This is a genomic window from Binatus sp. (SeqCode), assembly GCF_049584895.1.
Lineage (GTDB): Bacteria > Desulfobacterota > Binatia > Binatales > Binataceae > Binatus.
Map to the genome: position 1 here is coordinate 1 of NZ_JBAUYR010000120.1, position 15,450 is coordinate 15,450.

A 15,450-nucleotide genomic window follows, 5' to 3' on the forward strand; every position below is an offset into this window, starting at 1 on the left:
ATTCAGAGCGCAGCGAAGAATCCCGGGTGCCATGCGGAGACAAGCACTTTCAACCATGGATTCATCATCTTGCTCAAAATTGCGCGCGGGACGCTTCGACTGATATTGGCAAGGTGTTGAGCGGCAAACATCGAGAAAGATCCGGGATTCTTCGCTGCGCTCAGAATGACACAAAAATAGAGCGACCCGCGAAGAAAACTCCGAAGAACAGCGTTGTTCGCGAATAGTTGTGGAACTGTTCAAGCAATTCGATCCCACCGATCTCATCAAGCGGGCGCTTGCTGAGGATGTGGGGCAGGGCGATATCACCACCGCCGCGACTGTCGCGTCGGGTGCGATGGGATGCGCGAGGATCACAGTCAAGGAACCGCGGATGATTCTCGCTGGCGGCATCCTCATCGGGCCTGTTATGCGACACGCGGGTGCTGAGCCGCGTATTATCAAGCTCGCGGCTGAAGGTGCACAACTCAAAGCTGGCGATGTGCTTGCGGAAGTCGAGGGCAAGCTCGCGGGCTTGCTGATCGGCGAACGGACCGCGCTCAACTTCGTGCAGTTGCTTTCTGGAATTGCAACCACTACTCGAGCTTTCGTCGATGCCGTCGCGGGCACTCACGCGAAGATTATAGACACTCGCAAAACGCATCCGGGGCTCCGCGTCGTCGAGAAGTATGCGGTTCGCGTCGGCGGTGGGCGCAACCATCGCCTGGGCCTCGACAGTGGGGTGCTGATCAAGGAAAACCATATCGCGGCCGCGGGCACCGTGACGAAAGCGATCGAAGGTGCTCGCCGAATGGCGCCGCATACGCTCAAAATCGAAATCGAATGCGAGACGATCGCACAAGTTGAAGAAGCACTTAAAGCTGGCGCCGACGCGATCCTGCTCGACAACATGACACTCGAAAATATCCGCAAAGCTCGCGCGCTCGCTGAATCGAAAGTTCAGCTTGAAGTTTCCGGTGGCGTGTCGTTGGAGACCGTTCGCGCAATCGCGGAGGCCGGCGCCGACCTGATTTCCGTCGGTGCGGTGACCCATTCGGCGCGATTTCTGGATATCAGCATGAGAATCGACGCGGTCTGATCAGCGGGCGCCATGCGCGCCCGGTGATTGGAACTTAAAGTGATGGCTCAGAATCCATATCTTGCAATTGAACGAGGCGCGCCGGGCCGGATCGGCTGGCGGATCCATTATTTCGACGAAATCGATTCCACTCAGGAAGCTGCGCGCGAGCTGGCCGCGAACGGCGCCGATCAGGGCACGCTGGTTATCGCCGAGCAACAGAATGCCGGGCGGGGCAGGATGGGCCGCACGTGGCATTCGCCTTCCGGCGTCAATCTTTACACGACGATAATTCTGCGTCCGCCGATCCCGCTCGCCGACGTGCCGCGGATGAGCCTGGTCGCGGGCGTTGCTGCGGCTGAAGCGCTTGAGCGCGATGCGCCGGGTATCGTCGCACTCAAATGGCCCAACGACGTGTGGCTGCACGGGCGCAAGGCCGGTGGAATCATCGCCGAGGCTGTCACCGACGCGCGCCAGAATCTCGACTGCGTGCTGCTCGGTATCGGCCTCAATATCAATCTCGCCGCCGAGGACATCCCGCCCGACTTGCGCGACAAGGCGACCTCGATGCGTATCGCGACCGGCCATGCTTGCGACCGGATTGCGATTGCCGATTCGCTTTTTAATCTGCTCGACTCCCGCTATATGGAAACCCTGACCCGCGGCTTCGATGCGGTTCGCCCCGCTTGGGAGCGGTTCTCCGCGCTGACCGGCAGGCGCATCGCGATTGTGGACGGCGGGCGGCGTCAATCTGGCGTCGTCAAAGGAATCGACGGGACGGGTGCACTGCTGCTAGACATCGGAGACCGCGTCGAGCGGGTCGTCGCGGGTGAGGTGAGCGTGGAGGGGGCTTACGAGTAATATTTATGTAACGAACGCGAAATAACTGCATCGATCGGGGCGCGGCGCTCTGAAATCGGCGCTGGTCCCGGCGAGCAAGCTGAGAGGTGACTCCATGGCTGTGGAGGAAATCGGAAGGCTTCGGACAATCGCACTCGTGGGCCAGGGCGGTACCGGCAAGACCCAGGCCGCCGACGCGATGCTCTTCACTGCAGGCGCTGCGCCGCGACTCGGGCGGCCCGACGACGGCTCGGCCGCGATGGACTTCGAGCCCGAAGAAACCAAGCATCACATCTCGATTAGTTCCGCGTTCAATCATCTCAACTGGAAAAAGACCGAAGTAATTTTCGCCGACACTCCCGGTTACACCGCCTTCCTGCCCGAGACGCTCACGACTCTGCGCGCGGTGGACGGCATCGTGATGCTGATAAGTCCGAGCGCTGATACCAAAGTTGAATCCGAAAAAATCTGGGCGGCGACCGAAAACCTCCAGCTGCCGCGGATCGCGTTCGTGTCCCGGCTCGATCGCGAGCGCACCAGCTTCGACGCCGCGATGAAGGACCTCGAGAAGGTGCTTGGCGCGCGCGCCGTTGCGCTGACGATCCCGATTGGCGAGGAGCTTGGCTTCAAGGGCGTGGTCGACGTGCTTGCGATGAAGGCCCTTACCTACGCCGACACCAGCGGCAAATTCAAGGAAGAAGAATTATCCGGCGAACTGAAGACTCAGGCGGAGGCGGCGCGCACCGCGCTGTTCGAGGCGGTCGCGGAGACCGACGACGTGCTGCTTGAAAAATATCTCGAGCAGGGCACGCTCGACGACGCCGAAGTACGCGCCGCGCTGCATGCTGCCGTAGTCGAGCGCAAAATCACGCCCGTGTTCTGCGGCTCGGGGGCGAAGAATATCGGTATCGCGCCGCTGCTCGACGCCGTCATGACCTACCTGCCCGCGCCCAACGAGCGTCCGCCCGTGGAATGCCAAAATCCCACGACCGGCGAGACCGTCAGTCGTCCGGCAGATCCAGCTGCGCCGTTCGCCGCGTTGGTGTTCAAGACGATAATCGATCCGTTCGCCGGCAAGCTTTCGATCTTCCGTATAATTTCGGGACGTGCTCAGACCGACGCGACAGTGTACAACTCGACGCGCGAAACCAAGGAGCGCTTCGGCCAGCTGCTGCGGCTCGAGGGTAAGAAGCAGTCTCCCGTCGCCAGCGCGATCGCGGGCGAGATTGTCGCCGTCGCCAAGCTGAAGGACAGCACCACCGGCGACACTCTATGCGACGAGAAAGCTCCCGTGCTCGTGATGCCGCCGCTGACGCGTCCCAACGGCGTCATCTCTTTTGCGATTCGTCCCAAGACCAAAGGCGACGAAGAAAAGTCGTCGGCCGCGCTGCAGAAGCTGATCGAAGAGGACCTCGCGCTCGAGATGCATCGCGATCCTCAGACCCACGACATCATCCTGTCGGGCACCGGCCAGATGCATATCGAGATCACGGTCGAGAAGTTGCGCCGCAAGTTCAACGTCGACGTCGAACTGCAGGCGCCGAAGGTTCCTTACAAGGAAACGATCAAGGGACGCGCGGAAGCGCAGGGCAAATACAAGCGCCAGTCGGGAGGGCGCGGGCAATACGGCGATTGCTGGCTCAAGATCGAGCCGATGCCGCGCGGCAAGGGTTTCGAGTTCGTCGACAACATCGTCGGTGGCGTCATCCCGCGCAACTTCATTCCGTCGGTCGAAAAAGGCGTGCGCAACACGCTGCCCGAGGGATTCCTGGCCGGCTATCCGATGGTGGACGTCCGAGTCACCGTCTTCGATGGCAGCTATCATGATGTTGATTCGTCCGACATGGCGTTTCAGATTGCTGCCTCGATGGGTTTCAAGGCGTGTCTGGAAAAGGCCCGGCCGATCATCCTCGAACCGATCGTCGCGATCGAAGTTGCGTGTCCCGACGAATGCATGGGCGACGTGATTGGCGATCTGAACTCGCGCCGCGGCAAGGTCCTTGGCATGGACAGCAAGGGCAACGGGCAGGTGATCAAGGCGCAGGTGCCGATGTCGGAAGTGCTCAAGTACGCGCCGGACCTGCGCTCGATCACGTCGGGCCGCGGCTCGTTCGAGCAGCACTTTTCGCACTACGAAGAGGCGCCGGCTCCAGTCGCTGAAAAGATCATCAAGGAGACGCACGCAGCGCGCGAGGCCGCCGGCGCCAAATCGCACGCCCACGCCCACGCGTAATACCGCGGATAGGGCAGGGCGCCGGGTATTTCCAGGGCCGCCGGTCTTGTACAATCGGGGCAGAGGCAGCAATGCGATGGCGCCGATTGGAAAAAGCCTGGTCTTCGCCGGTATCGCGATCGTCGTCGTGGGACTGTTGCTGTGGGGATTCTCGTCGGTCCCGCTTATTGGCAAACTGCCGGGCGACATCTACATCCGTCGCGGCAACTTCACGTTCTATTTTCCGCTCGCCACATGCATACTCATCAGCATCATTGCGACCATACTGCTTTCGCTGACGACGAGGCATTGACGAATTGGCAGCGGAAAAGAACGTAAGCCCGCATCGGCTCGCAGAGCGCAAGCGGCGCCGTCGCGAGCTGATCGCGGTCGGCGTGGCCGGCGCGACCCTCGTCGCATTCGTGCTCGCGCAAACCGAGCTGCCTCCGCTGACGCGTCACACCTCGCTGGTCTCCAACCTCGCGGTCATTTCGCTCTTCAACCTGAGCTTCCTGCTGCTCGGCTTGATGCTGTTCCTGGTCGGACGCAATCTGGCCAAGGTCATCTTCGAGCGTCGCCGCGGACTGATCGGGTCGAAGTTCCAGGTCAAGCTCGTCGCGGGTTTTATTGCGGTCGCACTAATCCCGAGCGCGTTCCTGCTCTACGTGTCGGGCGTGTTCCTGCACGCGGACATCAACAGCTGGTTCAATCCCGAGTACGAGCAGATTCTCAATGACTCGCTCGAAATCGCGAAGACCTACTATCTGAACTCGGCCAACAACGCGTCGCACTATGCGCGCGTGCTGGCCGAGCAGATCTCGGCGAAGGGCCTGCTCGCGCCGGAGAAGCGCGACGACCTCAAAGCGTTCATCAACAAGCGCCAGGAGGAGTACAACCTCGGCACCATCGAGGTGTTCTCCGCCGATCGCAAGCTCTTGATTCTCGACATCAGCCCGAAGACGCCCACCGGCATCGGTGCGTCGCCCGATTCACCGATCATCTCGCAGACCCTGAAGGGGCAGGCGCTCACCCGCACCGACCGCCTCGGCAATGCCGACGTGGTGCGCGGCTCCGCGCCGATTTACCTCTCGAGCGAAACCGACAACGTGCTGGGCGCGGTGCTGGTCGATTACTATCTGCCGCAGAGCCTCGCGACGCGCGCGACCAACATCTCGCGCGTCTCCGAGGACTACTTTCAGCTGCGAATCCTGCGCCAGCCGATCATGAACAGCTACCTAATTACGCTGGTGCTGATCGGGCTCGTAGTGGTGACGCTGGCGAGCTGGTTCGGGATATTTCTGTCGCGCGGAATCACCGGTCCGATCAAGCTGCTCGCGCGCGGGACGCAGGCGATCGCCGGCGGCGATCTCAACTTTAGAATTCCAGCGGTCGGCGACGACGAGATCGGACAGCTGGTCGATTCGTTCAACCAGATGACCGCCGACCTGCGCTCTTCCGCCGCCGAACTCGAGCGCCGCCGCCAGTACACTGAGACTCTGCTGCGCAACGTGTCGGCGGGCGTCGTCGGCCTGGATCACGACGGCGTCGTCACGACGATCAATCCATGCGCCGAACGGCTGCTCGATCTCAGCGCCGCCGCGGTCATCGGCCGCAACTACCAGGGTGCGTTCCCGCCCGCGCTGGCCCGCGTGCTGGACGACATATTTGCGTTTGCCACGCGCCCGCGCGAGGCGCGCTCAACCGTTAAGCTCGAAGTTGCAGGCAGCGAGACCGAGCTGATGATGACGGCGAGTCCGCTCGGCGACACTCCCGGCGAGCCGGCGGGAACGGTGCTGTTCTTCGAGGACGTCAGCCAGATCGCGAAGGTCGAGCGGATGGAGGCGTGGCGCGAAGTGGCTCGTCGAATCGCGCACGAGATCAAAAATCCGCTGACACCGATCCAGCTTTCGGCCGAGCGTCTGCGCCGTCAGCTCGGCGCCCGCCCCGGAATCGAATCCGCGCTGGTCGAGGAATGCACTAAAACAATTATCGGCGAAGTCGAGGATCTCAAGCGTCTCGTGAATGAGTTCTCGGCGTTCGCGCGGATGCCGCATCTGAACCCGGTGCCAGGTGACATCAATGCTCTTGCTAACGAAACCGTTGCGAATTTCCGCGAAGCGAATCCCAACGTCGAGTTCGCACTTGCGCTCGATCCCGCGATTCCGCTCATCCCGATCGATCGCGACGCGATGAAACGTGCACTCGTCAACCTGCTCGACAATGCCGTCGCGGCCGTCACCGCGATCAATCACAATGGCGCCGGCCCAAAAATCGAGGTGCGCAGTCACCGGCTTTCCGACAACTCGCTGGTCACGCTCGAAGTCTCGGACAACGGCCCGGGCATCGACCCTCGCCTGCGCACCCGCATCTTCGAGCCGTACTACTCGGGAAAAAAAGGCGGCACCGGCCTCGGCCTCGCGATTGTTTCCGCGGTCGTCACCGACCATCACGGCTTCGTCCGGGTAACCGACAATCGGCCGCGTGGAAGTAGATTTGTGCTCGAATTTCCGGTTAAATTGCAGCTATTCGCAAAGGCAACCGGCTGATGCGACCCTTGCCGCGCTGTAACGTGAAAGCGCGCTTCCCGGAGAAAATCTAACGTGAATGAGACCGTCTTGGTGGTGGATGATGAGGAGCGGATTCGGTCGTCGTTGCGTGGAATTTTAAGCGACGAGGGCTTTCGCGTCGTCGATACCGGCAACGCGCCGGGCGTGATGGATCTGATTGCGCGCGAGAGTCCCGCGATCGTCCTGCTCGACGTATGGATGCCCGAGATGGACGGCATCGAGTTGCTGCGGCGGATCAAGTCAGAGCAGCCGCGCGTTCCTGTAATCATGATCTCCGGCCATGCCAATATCCAGAGCGCCGTTGCTGCGACCAAGCTCGGCGCCGCCGATTTTATTCAAAAGCCGTTCACTGTCATTGGACTGCTCGCGTCGATCGCGCGGGCGCTCGAGGGCGACGCCGCTGGCCCCGATCCCTCCAGCGCGCGCGGCATGAGTGCCGAGGTCCGCGCCGCCGGGCGCAAGGCAATTCGCGCCGGCGCGATTCCGCAGCGAACCGTCGCGCGGTCGATCGTGATGGGCGGGCAGGGGCTTCACACCGGGCTCAAGACGGGAGTCATCCTCCATCCCGCGCCGGCAGGATTCGGAATCGTGTTTACCTCGCTCGCCGACGAGACCGCGATTCCCGTCCGCTTCGAGAACGTCACCGACACGGGATATAACACCACGCTGACCAGCGGCAGCCGATCGGTCCGCACCGTGGAACATCTGCTGTCCGCGCTTCACGCGTTCGGAATCACCAACCTGCTGATCAAGACAGACGACGAAGTGCCCGCGCTGGACGGCTCCGCGATCGAATTCTGCAAGCAGCTTGGAGAGGCCGGACTCACCGAGCAGGACGCGACGGTAGAACCAATCAAGATCAAGCACAAAATTCTCGTTGGCGAGGAAGGCGAGGGCCTCGAGCACATAAAGGTCGAGGCGGCCGACCATCTGATCATCGACTACACGCTCGACTACCCGAAGCCGATTGGCATCCAGCACTTGCACTTCGAACTGACTTCGCCAGACGCCTACGCGCGCGAAATCGCACCGGCGCGAACGTTCGGCTTCGTCTGGGAATTTCGCAAGCTCGCGCAGCTAGGGCTAGGCAGCGGCGCCCGCATCGACAATGCGATCCTGGTCGATGACGAAAAAGTAGTGAACACCGCGCTGCGCTTCCCCGACGAATTCGCGCGCCACAAAGTCCTGGACCTGATCGGCGACCTATACCTGCTGGGCCGCCCCCTGCACGGCCACGTCATCGCATCCAAGACAGGACACTCCGACAACCTGGCCCTGGTAAAAGCAATCCACGCATCTCTCTCTTAATTGGATCTAAAAAACAAAGTCGCCCTGGTAACCGGCGGAGCCCGCCGCATAGGCCGTGCGATCGCGCTGGACCTCTCCACTCACGGCACATCAATCGCAGTTCACTATCGCACCTCGCAATCGGAAGCAGAGGCAGTAGTCGCCGAGATCACATCTAATGGTGGCAAAGCGCAAGCCTTTCGCGCCAACCTCGAGCACGTCGCTGAAATCGAGCAGATGGTCGCAAACGTCCTCGACGCATTCGGCCGAATCGACATCCTGATAAACTCAGCATCAATCTTCGCGCCTACTCCTATCGAAGAACTCACCGAACGCGACTGGGACGCAAACCTCGACACCAACCTGAAGGCGCCATTCTTTCTGTCGAAGTTCGCCGCCGCTGCGATGCGCCAACAAGGTGCTGGAAAAATCGTCAACCTCGGCGATTGGGCCGGCATCCGCCCCTACAAGGACTATCTGCCATACTCGGTCTCAAAGAGTGGCCTGATAGGTCTCACCAAAGCACTAGCCAAAGAGCTAGCCCCCGAAATCCAGGTCAACTGCATAGCGCTAGGCATGGTGATACCTCCCGAAGAATACTCCACGGCGGAAATAGAGCGCCTGGTAAATCGCACGCTCACAAAAAAGATGGGCACCTCCGAAGACGTAGCTCGCGCCGTAGCCTTCTTCTGCGAGACGGACTTCGCCACCGGCACCGTCTTACCACTAGAAGGCGGCCGCCTACTCGTCTAACTCTTGTTCCCCTTCCCACTATTGGAAGGGGTTAGGGGTTAGGTTGCACGGCGCGATCGCTAGCTTCCTATTGTCCCCCCGTCTCATTCTTCGCGCCCGCGCTCTGTCCCGGCGGATTCTTAAACTCGATCTTCGCCCCCTTCGCGAGCTTCTTGAGCATCCCCTTCACGACCGTGTCCTCATTCTCATCGAGGATGAACATCGCGATCTTTGCTTTGACTTCCGGCAACGGCGCTATCGTCTCCCCGCGCCGCGAAACTACCTTGATAAAGCTGTAGCCGAGATTCGACTGGATAATCGGCGTCACTTGCCCGACCGGGGTTGCGAACACCATCTTGTCCACAACCGGCGGCAACTGCCCCGGCCGGAAATAGCCGAGGTCGCCACCCTTGGCTGCAGACTCCGTATCCTCTGACTCCTTCTTCGCGAGAGCGGCGAAGTCCTTGGTCTTCTTCGCCTCGTCGTAAACCTTGAGCATCTTTTTAGCCGCCGCAACCTTCTGTGCGTCGGTCGGATTCGGTGGAAGCTTCACCGCGATATGCGCGATTTGCACCTCGCCGGGATCCTTCACGAACAGATCACGATGCTCGTCATAATACTGCTGAATCTGTGCGTCAGTCGGCTGCACGTGATGCGCGCGGAATTCGTCGTCGAGCATCTTCTCGATCATCATCGATCCGCGCACCGCGTTCATCAGTTGCGCATCCGGCGCGCCGGTGACCGGAGCGGTCTGACCTTCGGCGCCGCCAATCTGGAACTCGCGCGCGCGTTGCGCCACTTCGGGGTCGGGAATCGTAATCTTGCGCCGCGCGGCTTCCTGCAGCAGCAGTTGCCGGTTGATTAAATTTTCAGTCGCATCGCGAAACACCGCCTTGGATTCTTCGGTCGTGGTCGCGTTGATCATATGCTTTTCAGTATTCGCGTAATCGGCAATCTCCGCCGCTGTAATCGGCGCGCCATTTACCGTCACCACCACCGGATCTTTCGGGTCCGGCTTGACCAACGGCAGAATCCCAAGGAAGCGTTGCTGCCAGTTGAGGCCCGACTCACCGAGTTGCGCGCGAATTGGATACGCGGTTGCAATGGCTACAGCAATCGCGACAATCAAACAGACCAAGGGTCCGCGACGCGAGCGCTGCCCGGAAATGCCCATCAATTCAAAACTCCCGATCGGTCCTGTTTGGCGACGGTGCACGATGAACCCACGGCGTATACTCGGAGGCGGCTTGGCGTCAAGCGAATTGTTTCGCGGTCGGCGACGGGGAGACTCGCGATGACGCAACTGCGCACGGTGAGCATGGTCTTCGCGATAATCGCGAGCGTAGTAGCAGTCGTCGCAGGCTTCATCCTGTTTTTCGTGATCGAGCCGCCATTCCTCGCCTCGATTTTCCTGGCCTCCGCCTCAATCGCCATCGGGTGCTTCATCCTAACCGGCATAGCCGCCTACTTCGCCCCCTGACTTTCTTCCCCTCTCCCTTTAAGGGAGAGGATGAAGGTGAGGGTCCGATTACAGCGCGCGATTCAAGATTCTGCATTCGCGGTTCGCCGCGGCACAATCGCCGGCGCGTACGCCGTCTCGCAGGGAGGTCCAGGCGCAAAGTAATGCGCGATATCTGCCGTATCATCACGCATAAAAATCAAGCTCGACGACCGAGTCCCGTAGTTTTCGAGATGCAAGCACAACGCATTAGGCCGCCCTGATCGCGGATCAAGCTGCGTATTGTGATCAGCCAACAACGCCCCCAGCGCCGCGCGCTGCCCGATCGGATCGCGCTGAAAATCCTCACGATTCCCAAGCTCCGCGAGCTTCCCGTACGACGCACTGATCTTCGGACACTCGAAATCATTCAGATCGAGATTTGACAGCAGATGCAGTCCCGGCTTGATCTCGACAACTTCGATCGACGCGCCGCGATTGTAAGCGACGAACGCTTCAGTCCGCGAGACCATCAGCAGATTGAAAGGATTGTAATCCGACCCGCGCTCACGCGACGCGAACTCCGCCGCCTCGTGCGCAGTCCGCCGCCGAAGCGCATCGAGGCACAGCAGCCCGCGCGAACGCGCCCGCGGATTGCCTCCGTCCTCCGCCCGCCGATTCAACAGCCCCGCGACGATCCCATGCTCGCTAATCCCAAGCCATGTCCCGCCAGCCTTAAAATCCTTGCCGCCAACAACATGCGGATTCTCGAGCAGGGTAGTGGGATCGCCCGCAGGACGCTCGAGAAACTCATCGCGATTAGCCGCAATCACGACCGGACAATCCCGGGTAGCCCGAAAATAAATCGCCAGCGTGCACATCCAATCAAAATTGGCAGTCAGGCGGGCATCCGCACAAGACCCATCCTCCAATTCTTACCTCGCCTGTTACTCTACGGGAGAGGAGGTCGGCCGCAACGCGACCGGTAGGGGGGGCCGGGCCTCAGCAACACCTCCAGGGTCACCGCTGCTTGCTGTATGGCGATGTATACAACACAATACAATCATGTCCGAAGTAATCACCATCCGCGTAGACCGCAAGACCAGGACCCGGCTCGAGAAACTCGCCAAAGCGATGGAACGCACCAAATCCTACGTCGCTGCTGAAGCGATCCGAGCTTACGTCGAGCTGAACGAATGGCAAATCGCAGAAATCAAAACTGCCCTCACGGAGGCCGACGGCGGCGACTTCGCAACTGAGAAAGAAGTCCAAGCCGTGATGAGAAAGTGGAGCCGCCGTGCGGATAAGATGGCTTAGGCGCGCGCTCAGGAATCTCGATGAAGAAGCCGAGTACATCGCACGCGACGCCCCCGATGCCGCTGCGCGAATAGTGCAACGAATCGCAACCGCCGTTGCGCAGCTCTCGACCCATCCAGCCTCAGGCCGCATCGGTAGGGTTCCCGGCACCCGCGAACTGGTAGTGACCGGCACCCCGTACATCGTGCCATACCGCGTGCGCGGCGACGCGGTCGAAATCCTCCGAGTGTTCCACGCGGCTAGAAAATGGCCCGATAAGCTCTGACAGCGTACCGTTCGTGTTTCGTTCTCCTGAAATGAAAATTGATAGGATTGATGCGTGATTGCGGGCGAGCGATTCGATGTGATCGTTATTGGCGCGGGCGTCGTCGGCAGTTCTGTCGCGATGGCTCTGGCCGAGCGCGGACTCAAAACTCTCGCCGTCGATATCGATCTCAGTGGACGCCTCAGCTCGAGCGAAAAAAATGCGGGCGGTGTGCGCGCCACGTGGTGGCAGCGGGTCAATATCGCGCTATGCCGCGCATCGATCGAATACTACCAGCGCGTGCGCGACGAGGTCGGCTTCCGGCAGAAGGGCTACCTCTGGCTCTACGATAAAGACACGTTCGCAGGCGCCGTCGAGCATATACCGCTCCAGCGCGAACTCGGCCATCAGATCGAGGCGCTGACGCCCACCGACGTACATTGCCGCGTGCCCGAAATCGACAAGCTCGACGGGATTGCCGGCGCGACCTTCTCGCCGGAGGACGGGCTCATCAACCCGAACCTGCTCAAGGAGCATTATCGCGCCTGCGCGCTGAAACTCGGCGCCCAGTTTCTCGATCGCACTTATGTCGTCGCGATCGATGCGGGCGCATCCAATGTGCGCCTTCAATGCTGGCAGTCCGATGAGCCACACACCGACGAAGGCCTCATCCGCATGATGACCCAGGACGGCCCGGGCGAGGCTGAGACCGGCCGCGTCTTCGAGCTGAATTGCGATTCGATTGTCATAGCCGGCGGAGCATGGTCGCCGACTGCGATGAAGCTGCTCGGGCTGCGCAACTGGACGCAGCCGATACGCCGCCAGGTCTGCATCGTCGACAATCGCGAGACCAACCTCGCGAACTATGGGATGATCGTCGACACCTCGGGCGTGTATTTCCACAACGAGGGCCCGCACATCCTGGCCGGATACTCGCCGCCCGACGAGCCGCCCGGTTACCATTTCAACTACGATGGCGAGCCGTTCTTCCTGAACGAAATCTGGCCGCGGATGTACGCGCGGATGTCCTCGATGGAACGACTGCGCCACGTCACTGGATGGGCGGGGCTGTACGAAGTCAGTCCCGACCGCAGCGCGATCGTCGGCCGTGCCGACCCGACAAAGCGCGTGTACGAAGCGCATTCATTCAGTGGCCGCGGCGTGATGCAATCCTACGGCGCCGGCCAGGCCCTCGCCGACCTGATTGCGCACGGCAAATACAGCGCCTTCGACGCCTCAGCACTCTCGCGCGACCGCTTCGATCGCAACGAGCAAGTCTGGGAGGAACTCCACATTTGAACTTCTTTCGCTGACTCCCGATCCAGGGGCGGTCCTGCCGTGGGTTTCCTCGCCTTAACTTGGCGTGATATTTAATCTATTCCGCGCGGGGCTTGCCCCTTTCGGTTCCGCAGCAGAGGAGCATTGATGTTTTCATCGATCGAAGACGTAGTCGAGCGATTTGCCAAGAACAACTATATTGCGAGCCGGCGAATCGCCACCGTCATCTACCTGGCGAGCGAGATGCGCAAGCCAATCCTGGTCGAAGGTCCCGCCGGCGTCGGCAAGACCGACCTGGCCAAGGTGCTGGCCGCGTCACTCGGGTTCGACATGATCCGGTTGCAGTGTTACGAGGGCCTCGACGAGGGCAAGGCGCTCTACGAATGGGAGTACGCCAAGCAGCTCCTGTACACGCAAATCCTCAAAGACAAAATCAGCGAAGTGCTGGTGGGAGCCAAGGGCCTCACCGAGGCGGTCGATCGAATCGCCGCGCAAGACGAAGTATTTTTCTCCGAGCGCTTCGTGCTGCCGCGCCCGCTGCTCAAAGCAATTTCCAGCGAGCAGCCATCGGTGCTGCTGATCGACGAGATCGACAAGGCTGACGCCGAATTCGAGGCGTTTTTACTGGAGCTGCTATCGGACTTTCAGGTCACTGTTCCTGAGTTGGGAACTCTCAAGGCCAAGCACATTCCGCTGGTCGTGCTGACCTCGAACAACGCGCGCGAAATGTCCGACGCGCTGAAGCGTCGATGCTTGCATCTGTACATCGACTTTCCCGATCGCGCGCAGGAACTCGCAATCGTCAAGCTCAAGGTGCCCGACGCGGCCGCCAAGCTCGCCGAGGAAGTGGTGACCGTCGTGCAATCGCTGCGCAAGCTGGATCTGAAGAAGACCCCAGGCATCAGCGAGACGCTCGATTGGGTCAAGGCGCTGACTCTGCTCAACGTGAACAGTCTCGACCAGGAGTTGGTCACCGAGACGCTCGACACGATCGTCAAGTACGAGGGCGACGTCCGCAAGGCGCAGGAAGAGTTGAAGGACTACGTGCGTCGCGTGCGCGCGCGTCGCGGCACCGAAGCCGGCAGCGACAAAGATCTTCTCAACTGACAGCGTTTGGTAGAATAGGGCAGGGCATCACCGCATCATGCAAGAGAAGCTCGTAGAATTTGCGAACCTGCTGCGCGAGAACGGCGTGCGCGTCTCGCTGGCGGAAACGCTCGACGCGTTCAGCGCCTCCGAAGTCACCGGGCTGAACGAGCGCGATGCGTTCCGCGCCGCGCTGCGCGCCACAATGGTCAAGCGCGCCAGCGAGTTGCCCGTCTTCGAGGAACTGTTCGACATCTACTTCTCGGGCCTGGGCGAAATCATCAAGCAGGCGAGCCATGCGGTGCAGAACGCGCTCTCGATGTCGGATCAGGAATTTCAGAAGTTCCTGGACGAAGTAGAGAAGATGCTCAAGAAAGAGGGCAAGAATCTCTCCGAGCTTGCCAAGCAGCTTTTGCAAAATAACTCCGGCGAGATGGAGCGGAAAATCCGCGAGGCCTCACGCGCAGTCAAGCTGCAGGGGATCGAGCGCACTATCGAGGAAAATTATTTCGCGCGCGCGCTCGCCCGCCAGCTCGGACTCGACAAAATCGAAGCCGAGATCAAGGAACTGCGCGAGCAGCTCGAGAAGATGGATATCGGCTCCGAGCTCAAAGCGAAAATGGAAGAGTACCTCGAGCGACGGCTCAAGGCGCTCGACGATATTATCCGCCGCTACGTCCGGATGGAGCGCGAGAAGCGCGATATCAAGCAGAAGGAAGATCAGCGCCTCAACCAGATTGGCGAGAAAAGCTTTTACTACCTCACCGAGGAAGAGCTGAAAAAAATGAACGAGGCGGTGACGCGCCTCGCGCAGCGTCTGAAGAACGTGATCACCGTCCGCCGCAAGCGCTCGAAGAAGGGACGCTTCGATATCAAGCGCACGCTCCGCCAGAACCTCGAGTATGGCGGCGTTCCGTTCAAGCTGCGATTCGAGAAGCGCAAGAAGGAGAAGCCGCAAGTCGTGATCCTGTGCGACGTTTCCGATTCGGTGCGCAACGCGTCGCGCTTCATGCTCCAGTTCGTGTACTCGCTGCAGGATCTCTACTCGCGCGTGCGCAGTTTTATTTACGTCGCCGATATCGGCGAGGTCACCGAATGCTTCCGCAACAACGACGCCAAGGAAGCGCTCGACGTCGCGCTCAAGGGCGATATCATCAATGTGTATGCTCACTCGAATTTCGGCTACGCGTTCCGCAACTTTGTCACCGATCATCTCGGTGCGGTGAACAAACGCACGACCGTGATCGTGCTCGGCGACGCGCGCAACAACTACAATCTTCCGCACGATTGGTGCTTGCGTGAAATCCGCCAGCGCGCGAAAAGAGTGATCTGGTTAAATCCTGAAAGCCGCAACACGTGGGGCTTCGGCGACAGCGAGATGGATCGCTACGC

General features: G+C 60.4%; 16 protein-coding genes. 14 read left to right on the forward strand and 2 right to left on the reverse strand.

The window, feature by feature from the left end; genetic code table 11:
• The 8 genes from WB650_RS20725 to WB650_RS20760 form a co-directional block, all read left to right on the forward strand.
• Window positions 1–227 (forward strand): hypothetical protein (locus tag WB650_RS20725; protein ID WP_423961874.1); only part of this gene is annotated, 227 nt, incomplete at its 5' end.
• A gap of 2 nt (window positions 228–229) precedes the next feature.
• Complete coding sequence (gene nadC, locus WB650_RS20730; RefSeq protein ID WP_423961876.1) at window positions 230–1,078, forward strand: carboxylating nicotinate-nucleotide diphosphorylase; 849 nt, start codon at window positions 230–232, stop codon at window positions 1,076–1,078.
• A gap of 42 nt (window positions 1,079–1,120) precedes the next feature.
• Entirely contained in the window at window positions 1,121–1,918 is a 798-nt protein-coding gene (locus WB650_RS20735) for a biotin--[acetyl-CoA-carboxylase] ligase (protein ID WP_422304393.1), read from the forward strand.
• A gap of 94 nt (window positions 1,919–2,012) precedes the next feature.
• Entirely contained in the window at window positions 2,013–4,130 is a 2,118-nt protein-coding gene (gene fusA / locus WB650_RS20740; protein ID WP_423961878.1) for an elongation factor G, read from the forward strand.
• 76 nt (window positions 4,131–4,206) lie between these two features.
• Entirely contained in the window at window positions 4,207–4,422 is a 216-nt protein-coding gene (locus WB650_RS20745) for a DUF2905 domain-containing protein (protein WP_422300994.1), read from the forward strand.
• 4 nt (window positions 4,423–4,426) lie between these two features.
• Window positions 4,427–6,655, forward strand: a complete 2,229-nt coding sequence (locus tag WB650_RS20750; RefSeq protein WP_423961881.1) for an ATP-binding protein — start codon at window positions 4,427–4,429, stop codon at window positions 6,653–6,655.
• A gap of 54 nt (window positions 6,656–6,709) precedes the next feature.
• Window positions 6,710–7,984 (forward strand): UDP-3-O-acyl-N-acetylglucosamine deacetylase, encoded by a 1,275-nt coding sequence (gene lpxC / locus WB650_RS20755; protein WP_422302037.1) that lies wholly within the window; start codon window positions 6,710–6,712, stop codon window positions 7,982–7,984.
• The gene (locus tag WB650_RS20760) at window positions 7,985–8,716 is read left to right on the forward strand and encodes an SDR family NAD(P)-dependent oxidoreductase (protein ID WP_422302039.1); all 732 of its coding nucleotides are present in this window, start codon (window positions 7,985–7,987) and stop codon (window positions 8,714–8,716) included.
• Between the two features lie 67 nt (window positions 8,717–8,783).
• On the opposite strand, the gene WB650_RS20765 is transcribed toward WB650_RS20760, so the two are convergent.
• Window positions 8,784–9,869: a peptidylprolyl isomerase gene (locus tag WB650_RS20765; protein ID WP_422302041.1), complete on the reverse strand. Its 1,086-nt coding sequence runs from the start codon at window positions 9,867–9,869 to the stop codon at window positions 8,784–8,786.
• A 120-nt stretch (window positions 9,870–9,989) separates the two neighbouring features.
• Between WB650_RS20765 and WB650_RS20770 the strand changes: the two genes are divergently transcribed.
• Window positions 9,990–10,175 (forward strand): hypothetical protein, encoded by a 186-nt coding sequence (locus WB650_RS20770; RefSeq protein WP_422302043.1) that lies wholly within the window; start codon window positions 9,990–9,992, stop codon window positions 10,173–10,175.
• A 62-nt stretch (window positions 10,176–10,237) separates the two neighbouring features.
• On the opposite strand, the gene WB650_RS20775 is transcribed toward WB650_RS20770, so the two are convergent.
• On the reverse strand, window positions 10,238–11,014 hold the full coding sequence (locus WB650_RS20775; RefSeq protein ID WP_423961886.1) for an NRDE family protein: 777 nt from the start codon (window positions 11,012–11,014) through the stop codon (window positions 10,238–10,240).
• 184 nt (window positions 11,015–11,198) lie between these two features.
• Here WB650_RS20775 and WB650_RS20780 point away from each other — a divergent pair, with 184 nt between their 5' ends.
• The 5 genes from WB650_RS20780 to WB650_RS20800 all read left to right on the forward strand — a co-directional run.
• Window positions 11,199–11,450, forward strand: coding sequence for a CopG family ribbon-helix-helix protein (locus tag WB650_RS20780; protein WP_422302047.1), 252 nt, complete (start codon window positions 11,199–11,201; stop codon window positions 11,448–11,450).
• Entirely contained in the window at window positions 11,431–11,715 is a 285-nt protein-coding gene (locus WB650_RS20785; RefSeq protein WP_422302049.1) for a type II toxin-antitoxin system RelE/ParE family toxin, read from the forward strand. Before WB650_RS20780 ends, WB650_RS20785 begins: the two co-directional genes overlap by 20 nt.
• A 54-nt stretch (window positions 11,716–11,769) precedes the next feature.
• On the forward strand, window positions 11,770–12,993 hold the full coding sequence (locus WB650_RS20790) for an NAD(P)/FAD-dependent oxidoreductase (RefSeq protein ID WP_423961884.1): 1,224 nt from the start codon (window positions 11,770–11,772) through the stop codon (window positions 12,991–12,993).
• A gap of 126 nt (window positions 12,994–13,119) precedes the next feature.
• Window positions 13,120–14,079 carry an AAA family ATPase gene (locus tag WB650_RS20795; RefSeq protein WP_422302053.1) on the forward strand — a complete coding sequence of 320 codons (960 nt, stop codon included), beginning with the start codon at window positions 13,120–13,122 and terminating at the stop codon, window positions 14,077–14,079.
• Between the two features lie 37 nt (window positions 14,080–14,116).
• A partial coding sequence (locus WB650_RS20800; RefSeq protein ID WP_423961885.1) for a vWA domain-containing protein occupies window positions 14,117–15,450 on the forward strand: 1,334 nt, incomplete at its 3' end.

Bases quoted from the DNA above. Each gene is read 5' to 3' on its own strand.
- WB650_RS20735 (WP_422304393.1), top strand. From the start codon at position 1,121: ATGGCTCAGAATCCATATCTTGCAATTGAACGAGGCGCGCCGGGCCGG.
- fusA (WP_423961878.1), top strand. From the start codon at position 2,013: ATGGCTGTGGAGGAAATCGGAAGGCTTCGGACAATCGCACTCGTGGGC.
- WB650_RS20745 (WP_422300994.1), top strand. From the start codon at position 4,207: ATGGCGCCGATTGGAAAAAGCCTGGTCTTCGCCGGTATCGCGATCGTC.
- WB650_RS20765 (WP_422302041.1), bottom strand. From the start codon at position 9,869: ATGGGCATTTCCGGGCAGCGCTCGCGTCGCGGACCCTTGGTCTGTTTG.
- WB650_RS20770 (WP_422302043.1), top strand. From the start codon at position 9,990: ATGACGCAACTGCGCACGGTGAGCATGGTCTTCGCGATAATCGCGAGC.
- WB650_RS20775 (WP_423961886.1), bottom strand. From the start codon at position 11,014: ATGTGCACGCTGGCGATTTATTTTCGGGCTACCCGGGATTGTCCGGTC.
- WB650_RS20780 (WP_422302047.1), top strand. From the start codon at position 11,199: ATGTCCGAAGTAATCACCATCCGCGTAGACCGCAAGACCAGGACCCGG.
- WB650_RS20795 (WP_422302053.1), top strand. From the start codon at position 13,120: ATGTTTTCATCGATCGAAGACGTAGTCGAGCGATTTGCCAAGAACAAC.